This window comes from Fibrisoma limi BUZ 3, assembly GCF_000296815.2.
Lineage (GTDB): Bacteria > Bacteroidota > Bacteroidia > Cytophagales > Spirosomataceae > Fibrisoma > Fibrisoma limi.
Genome location: NZ_CAIT01000009.1, coordinates 15,393 through 33,065, shown reverse-complemented (window position 1 = coordinate 33,065; position 17,673 = coordinate 15,393). Strand labels below are relative to the sequence as shown.

At 56.9% G+C, this 17,673-nt stretch carries 11 protein-coding genes; all 11 read right to left on the bottom strand.

Annotated features, from left to right (window positions below):
- Nucleotides 1-11 precede the first annotated feature (11 nt).
- Nucleotides 12-2,255: a carbohydrate binding family 9 domain-containing protein gene (locus tag BN8_RS19615; RefSeq protein ID WP_009283676.1), complete on the bottom strand. Its 2,244-nt coding sequence runs from the start codon at nt 2,253-2,255 to the stop codon at nt 12-14.
- 76 nt (nt 2,256-2,331) lie between these two features.
- On the bottom strand, nt 2,332-3,756 hold the full coding sequence (locus BN8_RS19610) for a DUF3526 domain-containing protein (protein WP_009283675.1): 1,425 nt from the start codon (nt 3,754-3,756) through the stop codon (nt 2,332-2,334).
- A 14-nt stretch (nt 3,757-3,770) separates the two neighbouring features.
- Nucleotides 3,771-5,195 carry a DUF3526 domain-containing protein gene (locus BN8_RS19605; protein WP_009283674.1) on the bottom strand — a complete coding sequence of 475 codons (1,425 nt, stop codon included), beginning with the start codon at nt 5,193-5,195 and terminating at the stop codon, nt 3,771-3,773.
- A 12-nt stretch (nt 5,196-5,207) separates the two neighbouring features.
- The gene (locus BN8_RS19600) at nt 5,208-5,909 is read right to left on the bottom strand and encodes an ABC transporter ATP-binding protein (RefSeq protein ID WP_009283673.1); all 702 of its coding nucleotides are present in this window, start codon (nt 5,907-5,909) and stop codon (nt 5,208-5,210) included.
- 200 nt (nt 5,910-6,109) lie between these two features.
- Nucleotides 6,110-7,462, bottom strand: coding sequence for an ABC transporter permease (locus tag BN8_RS19595; protein WP_009283672.1), 1,353 nt, complete (start codon nt 7,460-7,462; stop codon nt 6,110-6,112).
- Between the two features lies 1 nt (nt 7,463).
- Nucleotides 7,464-8,912, bottom strand: coding sequence for an ABC transporter permease (locus tag BN8_RS19590; RefSeq protein WP_009283671.1), 1,449 nt, complete (start codon nt 8,910-8,912; stop codon nt 7,464-7,466).
- Between the two features lie 10 nt (nt 8,913-8,922).
- Complete coding sequence (locus BN8_RS19585) at nt 8,923-11,385, bottom strand: TonB-dependent receptor (protein ID WP_009283670.1); 2,463 nt, start codon at nt 11,383-11,385, stop codon at nt 8,923-8,925.
- 82 nt (nt 11,386-11,467) lie between these two features.
- Complete coding sequence (locus BN8_RS19580) at nt 11,468-12,679, bottom strand: GTP-binding protein (protein ID WP_009283669.1); 1,212 nt, start codon at nt 12,677-12,679, stop codon at nt 11,468-11,470.
- Nucleotides 12,680-12,981: 302 nt separating this feature from the next.
- Nucleotides 12,982-13,425: a hypothetical protein gene (locus tag BN8_RS19575; RefSeq protein WP_009283668.1), complete on the bottom strand. Its 444-nt coding sequence runs from the start codon at nt 13,423-13,425 to the stop codon at nt 12,982-12,984.
- Between the two features lie 123 nt (nt 13,426-13,548).
- The gene (locus BN8_RS19570; protein ID WP_009283667.1) at nt 13,549-16,203 is read right to left on the bottom strand and encodes a M14 family metallopeptidase; all 2,655 of its coding nucleotides are present in this window, start codon (nt 16,201-16,203) and stop codon (nt 13,549-13,551) included.
- An 88-nt stretch (nt 16,204-16,291) separates the two neighbouring features.
- Nucleotides 16,292-17,614: a M20/M25/M40 family metallo-hydrolase gene (locus tag BN8_RS19565; RefSeq protein ID WP_040006368.1), complete on the bottom strand. Its 1,323-nt coding sequence runs from the start codon at nt 17,612-17,614 to the stop codon at nt 16,292-16,294.
- Nucleotides 17,615-17,673: the final 59 nt, after the last annotated feature.

The following is a 17,673-nucleotide window of genomic DNA, read 5'->3' as shown; positions in this document are numbered from 1 at the left end:
TTTTCTACCATTTAAAACTGCTTCAGATACGTTAGCTTGCCAATGACCTGGTCGGCACGGTTGAGGTTAGTGCGTTGTAATGCATTATCGTAGAGTTGGTTGCCGTTGCTGTTATAAACAATGTATAGGAACGATAGCGGCTGAAACTCCCAGGCTAGCCGCACGTTCCAGACGTCGCGATTGACGGCCGTGTTCTTCTGGTAAAAACCGATCAGTTGCAGCCGTGGATTGACCGCCAGGCGGAGTTGGGGCGTAATGAGTTCAGTGGTGCGGTTTTGCCGAAGCTCGCCCAGTTCACGGGCGATGTTGCGGGTGTACTCCATCGCCATCGACACTTGGGGAACGGGTGAGTAGCGCAGCGTAGCGGTCCAGGTTTGGAGCTTACCGTCGTAGTACCGTCCTCCCTCGTGGAAGAGACTGTACGCGAGTTTTCGCGACTGGTCATTGCCGTAATAAAACCGGTATCGGGTGTACTGGTAGCTGCTGGGGGCGATGCGAATACCCAACGGAGCAAATGGCTCGTCCAGCCGCTGCCAGGTCGGCACTACGTACCCTTCAACGCTCCAGCCTTTTACGCCAATCAGGTACAGCGGAAAAAGTTCCAGTTCAGCCTGCTGGAAACGGCCATCCGACGCCCGGTGGAATATGTTGACGAAAACACCGGGATCGAGCTGCCGTAAGGACGCCGGTCGCCAGTTTGGTCGCCACATGCGGTAGCCGCCGAAGTTGGTGTTGATGACGTTGGTGCCGTAGACGAACCCGGTGCCGGGGCGGTAGTTCTTCGTGACAATATTCTGAAAATAAAACAGATACCATTGGTTGGTCGAATAGCGAAACCGGCTTAGGGCCGACCAGCCGTGCGACGGACCGCCGTTTCCCTCTGCTCCACTGGTTTGTGAGCGGCTGACCATGCCATCCCACGACAGCGGCTGGGTAATGCGAAAAAATCCATCCACCGAATACGTCTGGTTCGAGACGGTCTGCCCCTGCGGGTCCGCTCCATCAAAGCGGCTGGTTACCAACCCACCAATCCGATGCTGCTGACCGAGGTTGCGGCTGTAGCGACCCACAGCGAACGTAGCACCCGGCAAGCCCAATGCTGATCGCTGTCGAACGAACAAGCCCCCGGCACTGTAGCGGCTGGTTCGGCTGACAAGCCGGACGCCTGCGTCGAGCGGAATCGGGTTGCCGTCGTCGGAGAGACCGATACGTCGGCTGAAGAACGGCTGCAAACTACCTGGATCACCGATGATGAACAGGCTGGCGTTTTCCAGGAAAAACTGACGCCGTTCGGGAAAGAACACCGAAAAGCGCGTTAGATTCTGCACCTGCCGGTCGGCGTCGGCCTGGGCAAAGTCGGTGTTGAACGTCAAATCCAGAATGGTCTGCGGGGAAATCGCCCACTTGAGTTCACCACCCACGTTAAGCCGCGTGCGATCATCCAGAGTCTGGCCGTTGACGGCGATGCGGTCGTAGGAAACCAGCGTGTAGGGCTGCACCCGGATATTGACCGAGGGCGGGGGCGGCTTCAGACCGGTTAATACCCCGGCGTAAGGCATTCGGTAAACATCATAAGCTCTGGGCACGGGCGACCAGACTGAGCGTTCGCCCAGCCGCCGGGCGATGCGGTTGAAATTCACGCCCCAGGTGGCCCCTGCCGAATCGGTCTGTGTCCGCGGGTAACGAAGCGTTTTCCAGGGGACTTGCATCTCGGCCACCCAACCCGAATCGGTGCGGGTCGTGCGGACTTTCCAGTAGCCATCCCATTCCCGGTCGTAAAACGCGTCGTCGAAGGTGATCAGGTCGCGCTGGGCACCAAATGGATTGGTCTGAAACGACTGCGAGTTGCGCTTGTCCTGGAATGGGTCGAAGATGACTGCGAACAGGTCATTCTCGAAGTAATCAAAATCCCGGCGCAGGTCCGGCACCCGAATGCCCCGACGCCCGAGCGAATCGGGACAAAACGCCCCCACGTAGAGAAACTTCCGATTGTACATTACTTTGACCCGCGTATCAAACCGCAGAGGTAAGCCCTGATTGGGCTGTACCTGAAAGAAATTTTGGGCGGTAGGTGCCAACTGCCAGTCGGCTTCATCCAGGCGCCCGTCGATGGTCAGACTATTAAAAATTTGAACGGCTGAGATCGTCTTTTGCGGCTGGACGGGCGGGAATATGGTGGCATCCTGCGCCAGGGATGCCGAGCCGGTCAGCAGCAGACTGCATATCAGGTGCCAGGGATGTTTGTTTCGCTTCATAAAGCAGGGGGTCTGTGCTCTCTGTAGCCTGCCTGGATAAACGAAAGGTTACCGAGCCGGCTGGAGGATTTCAGGACTACCGGCCCAGCCGCCACCAGCCCAGCGCAAACACCAGGCCGGCCACCAGCACCAGCTTCAGCAGACCGCCACCAATGGAAAAATCAGGAGCCGACGACTGAAACGTCCAGCTGGGAAATTGTGCGTAATCGGCCGGTTTGAGCCGTTCGTTTTTGAAAACTTTGGGCACAAAGAAGCCATTCCAGCGGGCGTGGAAGGTCCGAATCTGGAGCAGGTAGTCGCGGTGGGCCGCTGCCGACGTGCCGGCCAGCCCGTTGAACAGATCCAGCGCGTTGACGGCAGGCAGCAGCCAGTTGAGCCGCGAGACAGTAGCCTCGCGAGCGGCTACCTGCGCTTCATAGCGGCCTACCAGCGGGGCCAGCGTCTGGTCAACGGCTTCGTTTCGGGCGTAGTAAGGCCGCAGGTCGGGCAGTCTGGCGTTCTGGTCATGTTTAGCTGTATCTTTTGGCAGATAAAGGGCGGGATGGCGGGCGTAATACGGTTTTAGCACGACGGAATCGGGCTGTTCGGCATTGTATTCGTCGCGGACGAGGTTTTCAAACGTGCTGCGGTCGATGGGCTGGCTGACGGTGAGCCATTGCTGTACCAGCGCGGGCAATACCAGCACCAGTACCAGCCAGCAGCCCAGCAGCGTAAGGGCGTTGAATGCCGATGATTTCTGATACGAGACGACTGCGAAAATGACGCTTCCCCAGAACAGGCCATAGCCCGTGGCAACCCCAAAAAACTTCAGCCATAGCCCGCCATCCTGTCCAAGGGGAATCCCCAGGATTGGAATGGCTAGGAGCATGATAACCGCCAGAAAACCTAGCAGTAAGCCCAGCCGAAGCCCGAGTTTGGCCAGCACCACCTGTCGCAACGTAATGGGTTGCGATCGCAGCAAGGCGTACGTCCCCTGCTCTTTCTCGGACGACAGCAGGTTGTACGAAAGCACAATCAGAAACAGCGGCAACAGAAAAATGACCACAAAGGCCCAGTCGAAATGGCCGACCGACAGTTTTTGTGGATTGGTGATCTCCTGCTTAAAGACCTGCCGGAAAATAGCCCGGCCCCACACGTCCTGGTAGTACGGAAACAGATCGCGCATACCCAGCGAAAGCGGAGTCAGGGCGGAGGGGTCGTGCAGGGCGTAGCGGTAGCCTTCGGGCACGTTCACCTCGTAGGCACTGGTGGCTTTTTCCCACTTGGCTTTGTTGCCCGCCACCGTTGTATCGAGCCTGGCCCAGGCCGCCAGCGAGTCGAGCCGTGCCCGTTCGTCCTGCCGGAGCAAGGCTATCGTTTCCTGCTGTCGGCTAACAAACGTTTTGCCGTAAATCAGCGCGTAAATTCCCGACGCAAAGGCCAGTAAGCCCAGAATTTTCAGCGCCTTGCCCCGCTTCAGGATGCGCCAGTCGTTCTTTAGAATTAGTAGAAGCGTGTTCATGGGTCTGGACCAGGTTAAACAAGAGGAACATCTTTGAGGCCCCGCCCAACGCCCCAGACCAGCGCCCCGCTAAACAGCAGCAGGGCCAGCACCGACAGCCAGTGCCTGCCCAAGGCCCAGCCCACCGACGGAAGCTGATACTGAAAATTGGGTGTTTTGGCCCAGAAATCACGGCTGACGGTCTTTTCCCAGTCGCCGGTTTTGGAGAAGACTTTCATCTGGTTATTGAGTCGTTCGACCAGAGCAAAGCGGTAGGCCTCGGCCTTAGCCTTGAAGTCCAGAAAGTGGTCGTAGTCTGAACCCGATAGGCCCATCGAGAGGTCGCGCACGGCCAGGTACGGATTCAGAAAACCGGTAATCGTAGCCAGGCTGTTCTGTTTCTGAAACTGGTTTTGCAGCTCGCCGAAATGCTTCTGATAAACCATGCTGGTGTATTTTTCGCCTTCCTGCATCACAATCCCATCGAAGTTGACGGGTAATTGCGACACCGAATCCACCCCATACTGCGCCAGCACCCGCTTTTCCAGTTCCTTAGCCCGGGCATCTTCCGGATTATGGCCGTCGATTCCCTTCTCTACATCTTCGTGCAGCTCCTTCTGGAAAACGTAGCTGGAAGGCACTTTGAACAGGCTCTCGCCCAGATTGGCCGTGGCTTTGGGCAGGGCGATACAGGCCGCGATCCAGATACCCAGCAGGGTCAGCAAACTCGCCCGAGAACTCGTGGAACGGGCTGATACGAACACACTGCCGATAATGAACAAACCGAAATACAGCGTGTAAACCAGCACAAACAGACCCAGCCGGAGCGCCGTATCGGCCGTACCCTGGAAGCCGGTTTGGGCAAACAGCAGCGTAGCCGCCAGCAGTAGAGCGGGCACCACCACCAGCCCAATGACCCGCGCAAATCCGGCAACTTTGCCCCAGAACAAGGTTTGCACCGAAGCCCCCTGACTGAGCAGGATGTTGAGCGTATTCTCTTCCCGTTCCTGCGTGAAGGCCCCGAAGCAGAGGAAGATAATCAGCAGCGGGATAAGCAGTTGCAGCACAAAGGCCACGGTCATTTCACCAAATCGAATCAGCGAGGTAGCGTCTTCGGCGGCACTGAACTTGGCGTCGTTCTGGCGGTGTCCTTCCAGATACACACTGGAACCGGTATAGGTATCCAGCCCGAAATCCAGAAAACTCAGGTCTGATTTAGGCCGAAAGGCAAACGTACCGTAGTGAGCCGCCGAATGCGGGTTCTTCTCGGGCTGACCCAGCCAGGCCGCCCGCGCCGACTGGTTGGCTTCGGCCCGTTTCTGGGCCAGCGACTGGTAGTTGCGAAAGCCTGTCCAGGTAGCCACCAGCAGGAGCAGCAGCACCAGCGCACCCGCGACCAAAAACCGCCGGTCGCGCAGGGTGGCGGTAAATTCTTTTTGGGCAATGAGTTGGAGCATCATGGCGATGATCGTTTACACCGTTTGGAGGTATATGGCTTCCAGTTCGTTGGCCGTCAGGTCGTGGGTAGGCATGGTCTCTACCAGCTTTCCTTCTCGCATGATGCCGATGCGGGTGCCGACTTCCTTGGCCCGGAAAATGTCGTGGGTGGCCATTAGAATAGCCGTTCCCGATTCGCCCAGGCTCAACAGCAGGTCCGAAAATTCATTGCTCGCTTTGGGGTCGAGACCACTGGTAGGTTCGTCGAGCAGCAGAGCTTTAGCCTGCTTGGCCAGCGCAATGGCGATGCCCACTTTCTGGCGCATCCCCTTCGAGTAACTACCCACCCGGCGACCGTGGGCTTCGGACTGTAAACCAGCCTGCGTAAGTAGCTGATGCAATTCATCCGGCGTGTGCCGATAGCCGGCCAGCGACGAGAAGAAATTAAGGTTTTCCAGCCCCGTCAGGTTGGGGTAGAGCATAACCGTTTCGGGCAGGTAGGCCAGAAATCTCTTCGTTTCCAGCGGGTACTCAGCTACGTTAAAGCCGTTGATAAGGGCCTGACCGGAGGTGGGTTTGATGAAGCCCAGAAACAGGTTAATAGTGGTTGTTTTACCGGCTCCGTTCTGGCCCAGCAGGCAGAAAATCTCGCCCGGTTGCACCGTCAGGTTCAATTCCGAAAGTGAAGGCGGGTTGCCGGGCACGTATTGCTTGGTTAAGTCAATGGCTTGCAGCATAGTGGCAGTAGGTTAAAACCAAAACTAACAAAGTGGTGGTTAAGATGCAACATCGTTGCATCTTAACCACCACTTTTATTTTAGTAGCAAAAAATACCTAAGAAAAATCACATAAGCGGTGGTGCCATTACACTCAGGCTTTACCAGCGATTAGGGTTGATGCCCGCTGAACCTGACCGCCTGTCACATGATCGTGGACGTTATAAAACGTATAGATTCCGCCGGAAATTCAGCCAGCCCAGTCCACCGAACAGCAGTCCAAACAGCATCGGAGGCAGCAATACGTAGCCCGCCCGAATGGGTGAGCAGTCGGAAAAGGTTTTGACGGTGTGGCGGTCCCAGCGCTCGGCCTTGACGGGGTAGTTGCTGAATATTTTGGGGTAGAAATAAAGCCGTAGCCGTTCGTGGAAGCGCGTCGTCTCGTCCAGAAAGCGAAGCTGGTTGCCCAGGCCCGACTGCGCCAGTTCGTTGAGCTGCAACTGGGCGTGCAGGGACGGAATCAGCAGCCCGAACGCGTGGCTGACGGCTTCACGTTGCTGCAACTTCTGCCGCAACTCGCCCGACTCACGCGCCGACTCATCATCGCCCATTTGCTGCATGGCGTAGTACCAGAGCCAGTTGAAGGTAGTATTGGGAATCCCAAAGGGGCGGAACTGCGGGTAATGCGCGTAGAATTTGGCCACCGTTGGTTCTTTGGGCATATCCCATTTTTCGTGGTAGCCTTTCCGTTGCTTCACCGTCGTGGCCAGCGCTTCAGGCAGCGGGTAACGGCTCAGCATGTATTGATTGATACCCGCCGGTAAAATCAGCAGCAGCACCAGCCAGATCGTGATGAGCAGCACCGCATTCGTACCCGATGGCCGGTGTAGCGAGGCCACCCAGAAACAAAGGCCAAACCAGACCAAAACGTAGCCCACCGACGTACCAGCAAACAGGAAAAACGGTCCGTCGAGCGGTATCCCCAGGACTACCACCGCCAGCCCCAGCAAGACCAGCAGCAGGCTCAGCACCACCGCTAACCTGACCAGAAACAACTGCGCGATGAAGCCCAGCAAATTCCGGCTCTGCACGGCCACCATGCGCCAGGTTCCGTTTTCGCGCTCCTCCGAAATAGCGCTGTAGGTAAAGGCGATAATCAGCAGCGGAAACAGGTAAATCAGGACAAAGCTGAAGTCGATGTTACCCAGCAGCAGGTTAGTCGGGTTGTTCAGGTCGGCATCGTACTTCTGGGCCTCCAGGCCGCGAATTGTAACGCGCTGGATTGACGGGTTCACGTCGCGCTGGCCGATGCTCAGCCCTGCCAGGGCGGGCGTCTGGTTAACCAGCGCAAACTGGGCGTAATAAAGCACCAGCCCAATCTCGTCGGGGTGGAACCGGGCGTGGCGCTCCAGATCGACCCGCTGGGCGGCTATTACGTCCCGGCTGTTGCGTGCCTGCCTGTCCAAAAATTGCCGCCCTATCAGCAGGCTCACCAGCCCGGCCAGGAAGAGAAACCCCAACCCGATTTTAACGCCCATCGACCGGATAAAACTTCGGAACAATAAGTTCAGCATATCATACGGCGGTTAAACGGTGAGCGGCCCGGTGAACCAGAAAAGTCAGCAACAGCAGCCACGCGCCAAACGCAACCACCGACACCCATTCGGCGGGCAAAACCTGACCCACAGACAGCGGTCGGTCAGTGAAATCAGGTACGTCCTGCCAGTATTTCCGGTCAATCGAGTACGCTTTTTCGGTCGGTCCCAGCTTTTTGTTGGGGATGTGGTGCATCTGTAACTCGTTCATTTTCTGGGCCAGTTCATAGCGGTACGTTTCGGCCTGCTGCTGGAAATCAACGTAGCTTAAAAAGTCGGTGCCGGCCAGGGCCATCGACAGGTTTTTCAGGGCCAGATACGGGTTCAGAAAGGCCGTGGCCCGGGCAAACTGGTTTTGCTGACGGAACCGCTCCAGCAGGGTATTGTAATGCTGGTTGTAAATGGCCGCGCTGATTTCTTCACCCTCCGCCATCACGTAGCCGCTGTAGTTGAACGGTAGTTCGTCCGTCGTTTTCACGCCATAGGCCGTTATCAGGGAGTCTTTCAGGGATTTATAGTGCGGATCGTCGGGGTTGTGACTGTCGCCCTCTTTACTGATGTCGGCCTGAATGGCGGTCTGAAACTCGGTTTTCGAGGGCAGACCATACACGTACGTACCCAGCGCCTGCGACGCACGCGGCAGCACGATGGTTGTCATCAACCACAGCCCAATCAGCGACACCAGCGCCGTTTTGGTCGTGCGGCTCCAGGCCGATACCAGTACCGCCACCACGCAACACAGGGCCAGATACAGACCGTAGAACCCAATCAGCAACCCAAACCGGATGACTTCATCGACCGAAGGAGCACCCGATTGAGCCATTAGCCACAGCACGGCGGCCACTACCAGCAACGGCGCCAGCAGCGTCAGACCGACCATGAACAGGCCCAGGCTGTTGCCCAGCAGCAAATTCGTCCAGCTTACGCCCTGACTCAGCAGGAGCCTGAGCGTGCCGTTTTCGCGATCGGCGGCAATACTGCCTGCGCCGAGGAAAAAGATCAGCAAGGGCAGCAGCAGTTGAAGCAGCATGGCAATACTGAGGTCGCCAAAGCGCATTAACCCGGTCGAAAAGCCCGCTTCGGAGAAATTGACGGTGTTCTGCTTGTGGGCTTCCAGATAGATGGCATTGCCCAGAAACCGGTCCATGCCCGGGTCGAACAAACTCAGGGGGGACGGCCTCCGAAAGGCAAAGTGGCCGTAGTGGGCCATACGGTGCGGGTGTTTGTCGGGGTTGCTCAGCCAGTCGCGCCGGGCTTCCTGCTGGTAATAATGCTGGCTGGCCTTCTGCTGCCGGAAGGTCGTCCAGCCCGACCAGGCGGCATACCCGGCGACGAGCCCCACCAAACCGAACAGCCAGAACACAGCCCGGTTGCGAAAGACCGTGTGCCAGACATGACGGGCCAGCAGGCGTTGCGTGTTGAGGTGCATAGAATAATCGTTAGAATCGGTACGTCAGCGTGAGCATCGTATTACGCGGGGCACCTGGGAAGAGCCGGAGGTAATTCTGCGCACCAATCCAGTATGTTTGGTTGGTCAGGTTGTTGACGTTGAGGGCCACCTGCACATTGGTCCGGGCGGGGGTGTAATACACGGCCATATCAAAAAGGGTATAGGCCGGTATCTCGAACGCCCGTGAAAACCAGGGAATTTTGCTGCCGCTGTATTGCATCCCAAACCCAATGCCGAGGTCGCCGAGGGGCGAGTTGGGCGTGAAATTGTAGCGCGTCCAGAGGTTACCGCTGTGGCGGGGGGTGTTCTGCTTCCGTTGCCCAACCAGGCTGGCTTCGTTGTCGCTGACGATCACCGCATCGATGTAGCTGTAAGAAGCATTAACCTGCCAGTTGGGCAGCAGGTAGCCCGCCACATCCATCTCAAAACCCCGGCTGCGTTCGGCCCCGCGCGTCACCAGCGAGTCGGGGAAAGCCGGCAGGTTGGCATTGAGCAAGAGGTTACGGTGGTTGATTTCGTACACGGCCGCGTTCAGGCTGATACGCCCACCGAAGAATTGAGCTTTTACGCCAATCTCTTTCAGATCGCTCCGCAGCGGCTCGAACAGGTTAGCTGATTTGGCGGTGTTGAAAAAGGTTCCCGTGTTGGGCATGAGCGTGACCGTGTTCGACTGCCCCTGAAACCCTTCCAAGTACGTACCATAGAGGTTCAGGTTGGGCCGAATGGCGTAGGTAATGCCGACGCGGGGCAGCAGGGCCGTTTTGGTAAAGGAAAGCTCACCCGGCGACTGGTAGTTGGTAATGTCGCGGAACCACTCTTGCCGCAACCCCAGCAAGATCAGCAGCTTGTTCCAGCGCAGTTGCTCCTGTATGTAGATGGCGTTTGTGGTCGTGAGCGCTGCGGGCAGCGGTGTCCGGGCGTTGAGTGTGTAGTCAGTAACGTTCCGGATGGTGTAGGTCGGGTTGTTCAGGTCGAAGTAGTTCACGTTCGGGCGAGGCAGGATCACACCCCCGGCCGTAATAGTCTGGTAGTTAGCCGCGTTAGCCGGCACGAACGACGCGGCCACCGTGCCGTTGGTGAGCAGCAGCCCACGTGCTGTATTCTGTCCGCCCCCTTTGAGTTTATGCCAGTCGGAAAGGTCGTAACCCACCAGCAGATCATGTCTGGCCGCTCCCGTGTTGAAATTAAAATTAACGTAGGCATTCAGGTTGTCGATGTTCCAGAACTGCTGCCGCTGCACGAACTGCATACCCGCCAGCGAGGTAACGGGTTTGTTGGTGATGTCGACGGCGAAGGCATTGGTGGTGCGGTGTTCCTGCAAATCTTCCTGCCAGGTCTGCTTCATGTACGATGCGTTGAAGCTGATGTGATCGGTAAACTTGTGCACCAGGTTACCCATAATGATCAGTTGCTTCGACTTAAAAAAGTCGTTGCTGGCCCCCAGATTCAGGCTGATGGGCGTACTGTTCAGGTTGGTTACGCCCGCCACCGCGCCGAAGATAGGCTGGCCCCGGTCGAGGTTGCCCGTCATGTTGCTGTAGATCAGTTCGGCGTTGAGGGCCGTTCGGTTGTTGGGTACGTACGAGAACGAAGGCGAGATGAGCACCGCATTGTTGCGGACCAGATCGCGGTAGCTGCGGGCTTCCTGATACGCGCCGTTGACGCGATAGAGCAGCGTTTTCTGCGCGTTGAGCGGCCCCGTAAAGTCCAGCGTACTGCGCAGGGTACTAAAACTGCCCACACTCAGGCTCACTTCTTTGCGGTCGACGGCCAGCGGTTTCTTGGTTACCAGGTTGATACTCCCACCGGGATCGACCGAGGAGAACGACGCGCTGGCCGGTCCTTTCAGGACTTCCACCCGCTCGATATTGGCGGTCAGGGGTTGCAGGAAATAGTACTGGCGGGTGCGCATGCCGTTGATAATCTGGCCTTCTTCGTTCTGGCTAATGCCCCGGATGGTGTACTGGTTGTAAAAACTGGCGGGCGTAACGCCACTGACAATCTTGACGGCATCGGCCAGTTGAAACGCCTGCCGGTCAGCAATCAGTTCTTTGGTCACCGTGCTGATGGACTGGGGAATGTCTTTATTGAGCGCGGCAATTTTGGTCGCGGAAAACGAGTACTCGCTAGTATAGTCTTTCGCCACCCGGCCAACGACCTCCACGGTTTGTAGCTCGGCAGTTTCGGGAACGAGTTCAACAGTAAAGAACCGCTCGCGGGTTCTGGCGGTGGTGGTTCTAAAGCCCACAAACGAAACCTGCAACGTGCCGGCACCGTCGATGGTGAATTTGCCTTCCGTATCGGTAACCGTTCCTTTATCGGTATTGAGCAGTTTGACGGTTGCGCCCACGACGGGAGCGCCGGTGTTGGCATCGAGTACGTTGCCGGTGATGGTTTGGGCGTGCAGGCAAAACGAGCCCAGCACAAGCAAAAAGGTAAATACGTGTTTCATCGATCGAGATTGTGTAAATAGCAATAGCTTACTTCATGACGCCGTAAGCCAGGTAATAATCTGCCGGTCCTCTCTCTGCCCATTACTCCCAAACCGGGAAGGGGTCTTTGAACGCCCCGCCCGTTTCTATGTGCTTCAGCTCCAGTTCGGTGCACAGACACTCCTGCAACTCGGCCGTGATTCGCGCCTGGTTCAGGTCCTGTCCAATGATGACCAGCTCGTTTTGCCGGTCGCCGAAGCGCTTATGCCAGCGCGCTTCTATGGCTTTTTGATTTTCCAGAAACGCACCGTACTGCGTTCGTTTGGCAAACGGCATGGACGCCCACCATACCCCGGCCCGCTCGGCCCGCAGACTGCCCCCGGCCTGGCTGAAATTCAGCGCATCGTCGGGGCGCGACGCCAGCCAGAACAAGCCCTTGCTGCGGATAATACCCGCCGGAAAATTCTCGCTCAGATACTGCCAGAACCGCGCCGGGTGGAACGGTCGGCGGTCGCGGAACACAAACGAGCTGATACCATACTCTTCGGTCTCGGGCGTATGGGCGATGCCGTTCTTGTGATTCTGTAATTCCTGAATCCAGCCCGCCGACTGCGACGCTTCATCGAAATCAAACAGGCGGGTATTAAGTATCTGCGCTGGGTCAACTTTGGAGAACTGCGATTCGATCAGCCGGGCTTTGGGATTAAGCTTGTGCAGAATGGCTTTCAGTTCGCCCACCTGATGGCGGTTGAGCAGGTCAGTTTTGTTGAGGATGATAACATTCGCAAACTCAATCTGGTCAGTCAGGAGATTCACGATAGGGCGCGTGTCGGCGGGGTCGTCATTTAACGAGCGCTGATACACGTTATCGATCGAGCCGAAATCACGAGGAAAGTTAAACGCGTCCACAACCGTCACGAGTGTGTCCAGACGCGAGAAGCGGGAGAGGTCAATGTCCTTTTCTTCATCAACAAACGAGAACGTCTGCGCTACGGGTAGCGGTTCTGAGATACCCGTCGATTCGATGAGCAGGTAATCGAAACGGTTCTCCCGCGCCAGTTTCTCCACTTCCAGCATCAGGTCTTCGCGCAGGGTGCAGCAGATGCAACCGTTGCTCATCTCGACAAGCCGCTCTTCGGTGCGCGAGAGCGTATTCTGATCATTGACCAACTGGGCGTCTACATTCACTTCGCTCATGTCATTGACGATAACGGCCACTTTCAGCCCCTGTTTGTTGTGCAGGATGTGGTTGAGCAGGGTCGTTTTACCAGCGCCCAGAAAGCCACTGAGTACAGTTACGGGTAATTTTTTCATGGTAAGTAATATGATGCAAAATGAGACCCGAATCAGGGCATATTTAGCCGACTCGATGGGATGCGACCAAGTGCAGAAAAGTCTGTTTGACTACGCAAATATACAGCGGGGTTTTATTTATGCAACAATGTTGCATAAATAAAACCCCGCTCATTGAAATGACCTGTTGGGCCGTTAAATGGAATCTGTTTACGTTGCCATTCCCGGCCAATTAGGGCAGTAGACTTAGCCCAGTCGATGTCTTGTCATTGAGAAGATTCTTACACTAAAACCGGACACGGCAACGAAAGCGCAACGTGACGCTATTGCGTTACCTGCGCCATTACTGCATCTAACCGCTGCTGAATCTGCTTAATGCTCGATAGCGTCTCTCGTTGCAGGTCACGCATCTGGTCGGCGGGCAGGTCTTTCAAGGTCGCGTCGTTATGGTGATGATGGGCCGGTCCGTTGTGGTTATGATTGTGTGGCATACCGGGCACTTCAACCAGGTTTTCTTCCCACTCTTCAAAAGCCGTTTTCAAACTATCGAGCGTTGCGACGGTTGCTGTGGCGTCCTGTTTAGGGCTTTTGACCAATATGGTTTTTAACGAATCGATCTGATCAATTTTCGGTTCGATAATGGCCTGTATCTCGGTGGCTTCATTATGGTAAAGGGCGGCTTCTTCCAGCAACGGATCGCGCTTTTCGGTGGAGTTACAGGAGAATATGCCTACGCACAGGAGTAAGATAGCGAAGAGGAATTTCATGGCAGCAAACGGATTTATAGCTACCAAGATAGCTTATTCGCAACAAAGTTGCAAAATTAAGGCTTCTGGAAGTTGGCCCGTATAAGCCAAATTCCAGAAGCCTTATAAATGAAAATTAGTCAGTTATTCGCTTTTTGAACTCAGTTCGCCGGTGCCTTTGGGCAGCGTACTGTCGTAAAGTGCGTTAAAAATCAGTTTGTACGTACCGCGCGGCTGCCCCCGGAACTGCGGACTGAAGCCGAACAGCACGACATTGCCTTTCCCCTGAAACGCCCGCACTACGGCCGGTTTGCCGGCAATGTACCGGTCTTCGTTCAGGGCCCAGCCGCTCATCAGCAAGTCTTTTTTGGCGTAGCTGGCAATCACCTCCACTTTCGGTGCCGGAGCGACCTTGATTTCTTCGCGACCGCCTTCGCCCTCCCGCGACTGCTTCACGATCTCGAAAGCACGGCTGTTTGAGAAGGCAGCCGCCACTTCGGGCTGCATGCCGTAGGCCAGCGGATGCTTCGTGTCTACAACAGTTCGGATCAGCGAACCGGGAATGTAGAACTGCTGATTCGACAGCCCCTCCGTTACGTTCTTCACCGGGAGTCCCAGCATTTCGATGGCGAAATCACTGGCTCCATCAAAGGTAACCAGCGTACCGCCGTTGTTGACGTACTGCTGCAGCGCTGTTGCACCTATCAGACCGATGCCACCTACGTATGGAGCGGGCATGGTGTTCGGTGCGTGTCCATTCAGAATCCGTTTGGCATCCTGATCGGGAATAATGATGGTGTTGTAGGCTGACAGGTCGCGCTTGGTAATGTCGGCGTCGTGGAGCGTATCGACCGGGAAGCCGTAGCTTTCCATCAGCCAGCGCGTCCAGCCTTCGTCCATGTTGGCTACCCACGATTTGTACAGCCCAATCTTCGGCAGCTTGAGCGGATTTACGGCACTGGTTGGTTTGCTCGCTATGCCCGTGAACGTGAGCCCCAGTTCGTTGGCCAGTTGTTTGACCCGTCCTTCAGTGGCGGCTCCTTTCTGGATCAGGAACGACCCGGCTTCGACCGATGGGACGCCTGAAGACAGGCTGAACACCGTTTCGCCATCTTTCAGCAGGCGGTTCACCGCCATAGCGCTGGCGTTCTGGTTGCGGCTGAGTACGTAGCCAAAGCCCGCGTCGGCCGCTACCTGACCGGGTACTACCGCAGCCATTCCTTTGAGCAGTTCGGCCTCCGCGTTGAATGCGTTCCCAATTTTAGCAACGCTCACGCCCATCTGCATCGGCAGGGTCCAGCCGGCCAGGTCGTAGGGCGGAATCGGTGGGCCGCCTGGATACAACCGCTGGTTGGGATGTACTTGCTTGTCCATCAGGTCCACGACATACGGGCTGAACGCCTGACTACCGTAAATGATGTACGAGCCGGCTGCGTAAGATTTGTCTCCGGCCTGGAACGGCTGCGTGGCCAGGTGAATTTCCACGCCACTCTGCCGGAACATATTCACCAGGTTCAGCGCTTCGCTTTTGTCCCACTGTTCGGCCGGGATGACGTAGGCAAACGGCTTGGTTTTACCGGCGGCTTCGATGGCGTCGCGGCCCATGCGGTAGATGTTGTACAGAAACTCCTCGCGCTTGTCGGCGGCTAATACCAGCGTTGCCATTGAGGCTTCTTCCATGTAATTGACCGCGTCCCGGAAGCGCGACTGCCCACCTTTCCAGGGATCAGCGTAGAAGATTTCGGTGCCGCCAGTCGATGCCGTGACGCCCTGCCCAACGGTTTTGGGCAGGGAATCAGGCGGGTAGAAGCGGGGCGAAGGCGTTGCGTGTGCGGTCTCAGTCAGGATACCGATCTGGTTGTGGAAATACGGTACGGTGCGCATCCCGCCGTTCCACCACATGCTGAACCGCAACTGCGACACCACGCCCGGCATCCGTTTAATGGCAAAGCGGCTGGCCATGGCCGTACCGACCATGTTGACACCGGCCGTTACGCCCGGGTGAATCTGCGGGTTAACCGGGTTCGCAAAAGGCGGAATAAAGATGCGTGTCCAGGCTGGTGAGGTCTGGTGGTGGTTGTAGACGATCTGTGGGTACCACTGGTTGTACAGTACATTCGACACCGCCTTCGTTTCGGGCATATTGTTGGTGAACCAGTCGCGGTTGTTGTCGTGGCCGACGTAGTGGTGGTACAACCAGGGCGGTTGTGTGGTTTCGAAGGGTGTGCCGAGGTTGTGCCGGTACCAGTCGGCGACTATATCCAGCCCGTCGGGGTTCATCTCGACCATCAGCAGCGCCACAACCTGATCGCGAATTTTCTTCATCTCGCTCGATTCTTCCGTTGCCATGCGGTAGGCCAGTTCGGGCATCATCTGCGCCGAGGCTACTTCGGATGCGTGCATTCCGGCGTCGATCCAGACGATGGCCTTGCCCGTAGCGGCCAGTTGACGCGCCTGGGCGTCGTCGATGCGGGCCCGCGACAGTTGTTCACTGACGCTCCGCCAGCGTTCCAACTGCTTCAAATTGGCCTCGCTGGATACCATGAGCAGGAGCAGGGGTTTGCCCAACACCGACTTGCCAATGGTCGTCATTTGTACCCGGTTGCTGGCTTTGTCCAGACGCTGGTAGTAATCCATCAGCATCTTTGTGTTTGCCAGCTTGTAGTCGGCGCCGGGTTCAAAGCCGAATACGTCGGCGGGTTTGGGTACCTGGGCGTTGGCCATCAAACCGGCCAGCATAGCCGCCAGAACCAGCAGCAGGCTCCGGTAAACGGTCATTTTCAGATCAATCGATTTCATGCCATTGAGGGAGGTTATGTGTAATACGTCGAAATCCGTTAGCTATTGACAAGGCTGAGCCGGATGGGCGCCGGTCCGACCCGTGCCGTTACTTAGCCATGCCCGCTTCGGCGAGCAGGACCAGCATGATGCGCTGCAGGCCGAGGTGGCCTTTATCGTTCAGCCACCACTCTTTCAATGAGTGGGCTCCTCCGCCCGTACCACCACTGCCGATGGTAACCGATGGCACGCCTTTGGCGATGGGAATGTTGGCGTTCGTCGAGCCTACGTGCAGGGCTGGTTCAGCCTGGAGGTAGCTGGAAACGGCCATGGCCCGCTGCACTAGCGGAACGGTCGGTTCAATGCGGCCCGACGGACGGTCGCCAACCATCTTGACCTCAACGGTCAGGTCGGGGCCGCTCCGTTTCATGGCGTTTTCTTCCTTGAGTGCCCGCTGAACAGCCGCCTGCAAAAGCTTGTCGACACCGGCCAGCCGCTCGGGGCTTTCCGACCGCATATCAACTTCCATCCACGACTCGTAAGGAATGGCGTTGACGGATGTACCGCCCCCGATGACACCTACGCTATACGTCGTTTTGATACCCTGTTTGGTGAATTGATCAGCGTCGGCGGTGAAATACGCAATGGCTTTGCCAAGAGCACCGTGCGGGTTTACGATGCCGAACGCGCCGTATGAATGCCCCCCCGGCCCCCGGAACGTAATGCGGTAGCGGTGCGACCCCAGGCCCCGGTGCGTGATGCTGCTGATGCCGTGTCCATCTACGGCGATGTACGAATCGATCTTAGGACCATTGGGGCGGAACAGGTGTTTAACGCCCCGCAGGTCGCCCAGCCCTTCTTCGCCCACCGCTCCCACGAACAGCACGTCCGCGTCGGTTTCGATGTTGGCCTTTTCCAGCCCGCGCAGTACGGTCAGCACGGCCGTAAGCCCACGGGTGTCGTCGCCAACGCCGGGCGCATACAACGTATCGCCTTTCTGCCTGACCTTGACGTCGGTACCGGCCGGGAAAACCGTATCGAGGTGCGCTTCAACCACCACGGTCTTTTTGCCGGATTTCCCCTTGCGTTTGGCCAGGACGTTGCTGACTTCATCGAGCCAGACCGAATCGGCACCAGCTTCGCGCATCAGGGCCGCGTAGGCTTTAGCCCGCTCCATTTCTTTGAACGGGGGCGACGGAATCTCGGTCAGCCTGATCAGGTCCTGCTTGGTCTGCGGCTCCAGATCCATGAAAATCTGATTGGCCTTCAGCACGGCCGGGCGGGTGGCCAGGGCATTGATTTCGTTGACGTATCGCTTATCAATGGCCACTTTTTCGGTCGCATCGTCGGCTTCTTCCTGCGCCAGAATCGGCTGGGCAGTTCCGGCCATCAGCGCCGACGCGACCATAGCTATGGTAAACGGTCGATTCATAGAGTGCATGAAAACGTGGAGAGTCGGAGAAAATCAGCGGCCCAACCAGGTTAGGTTGG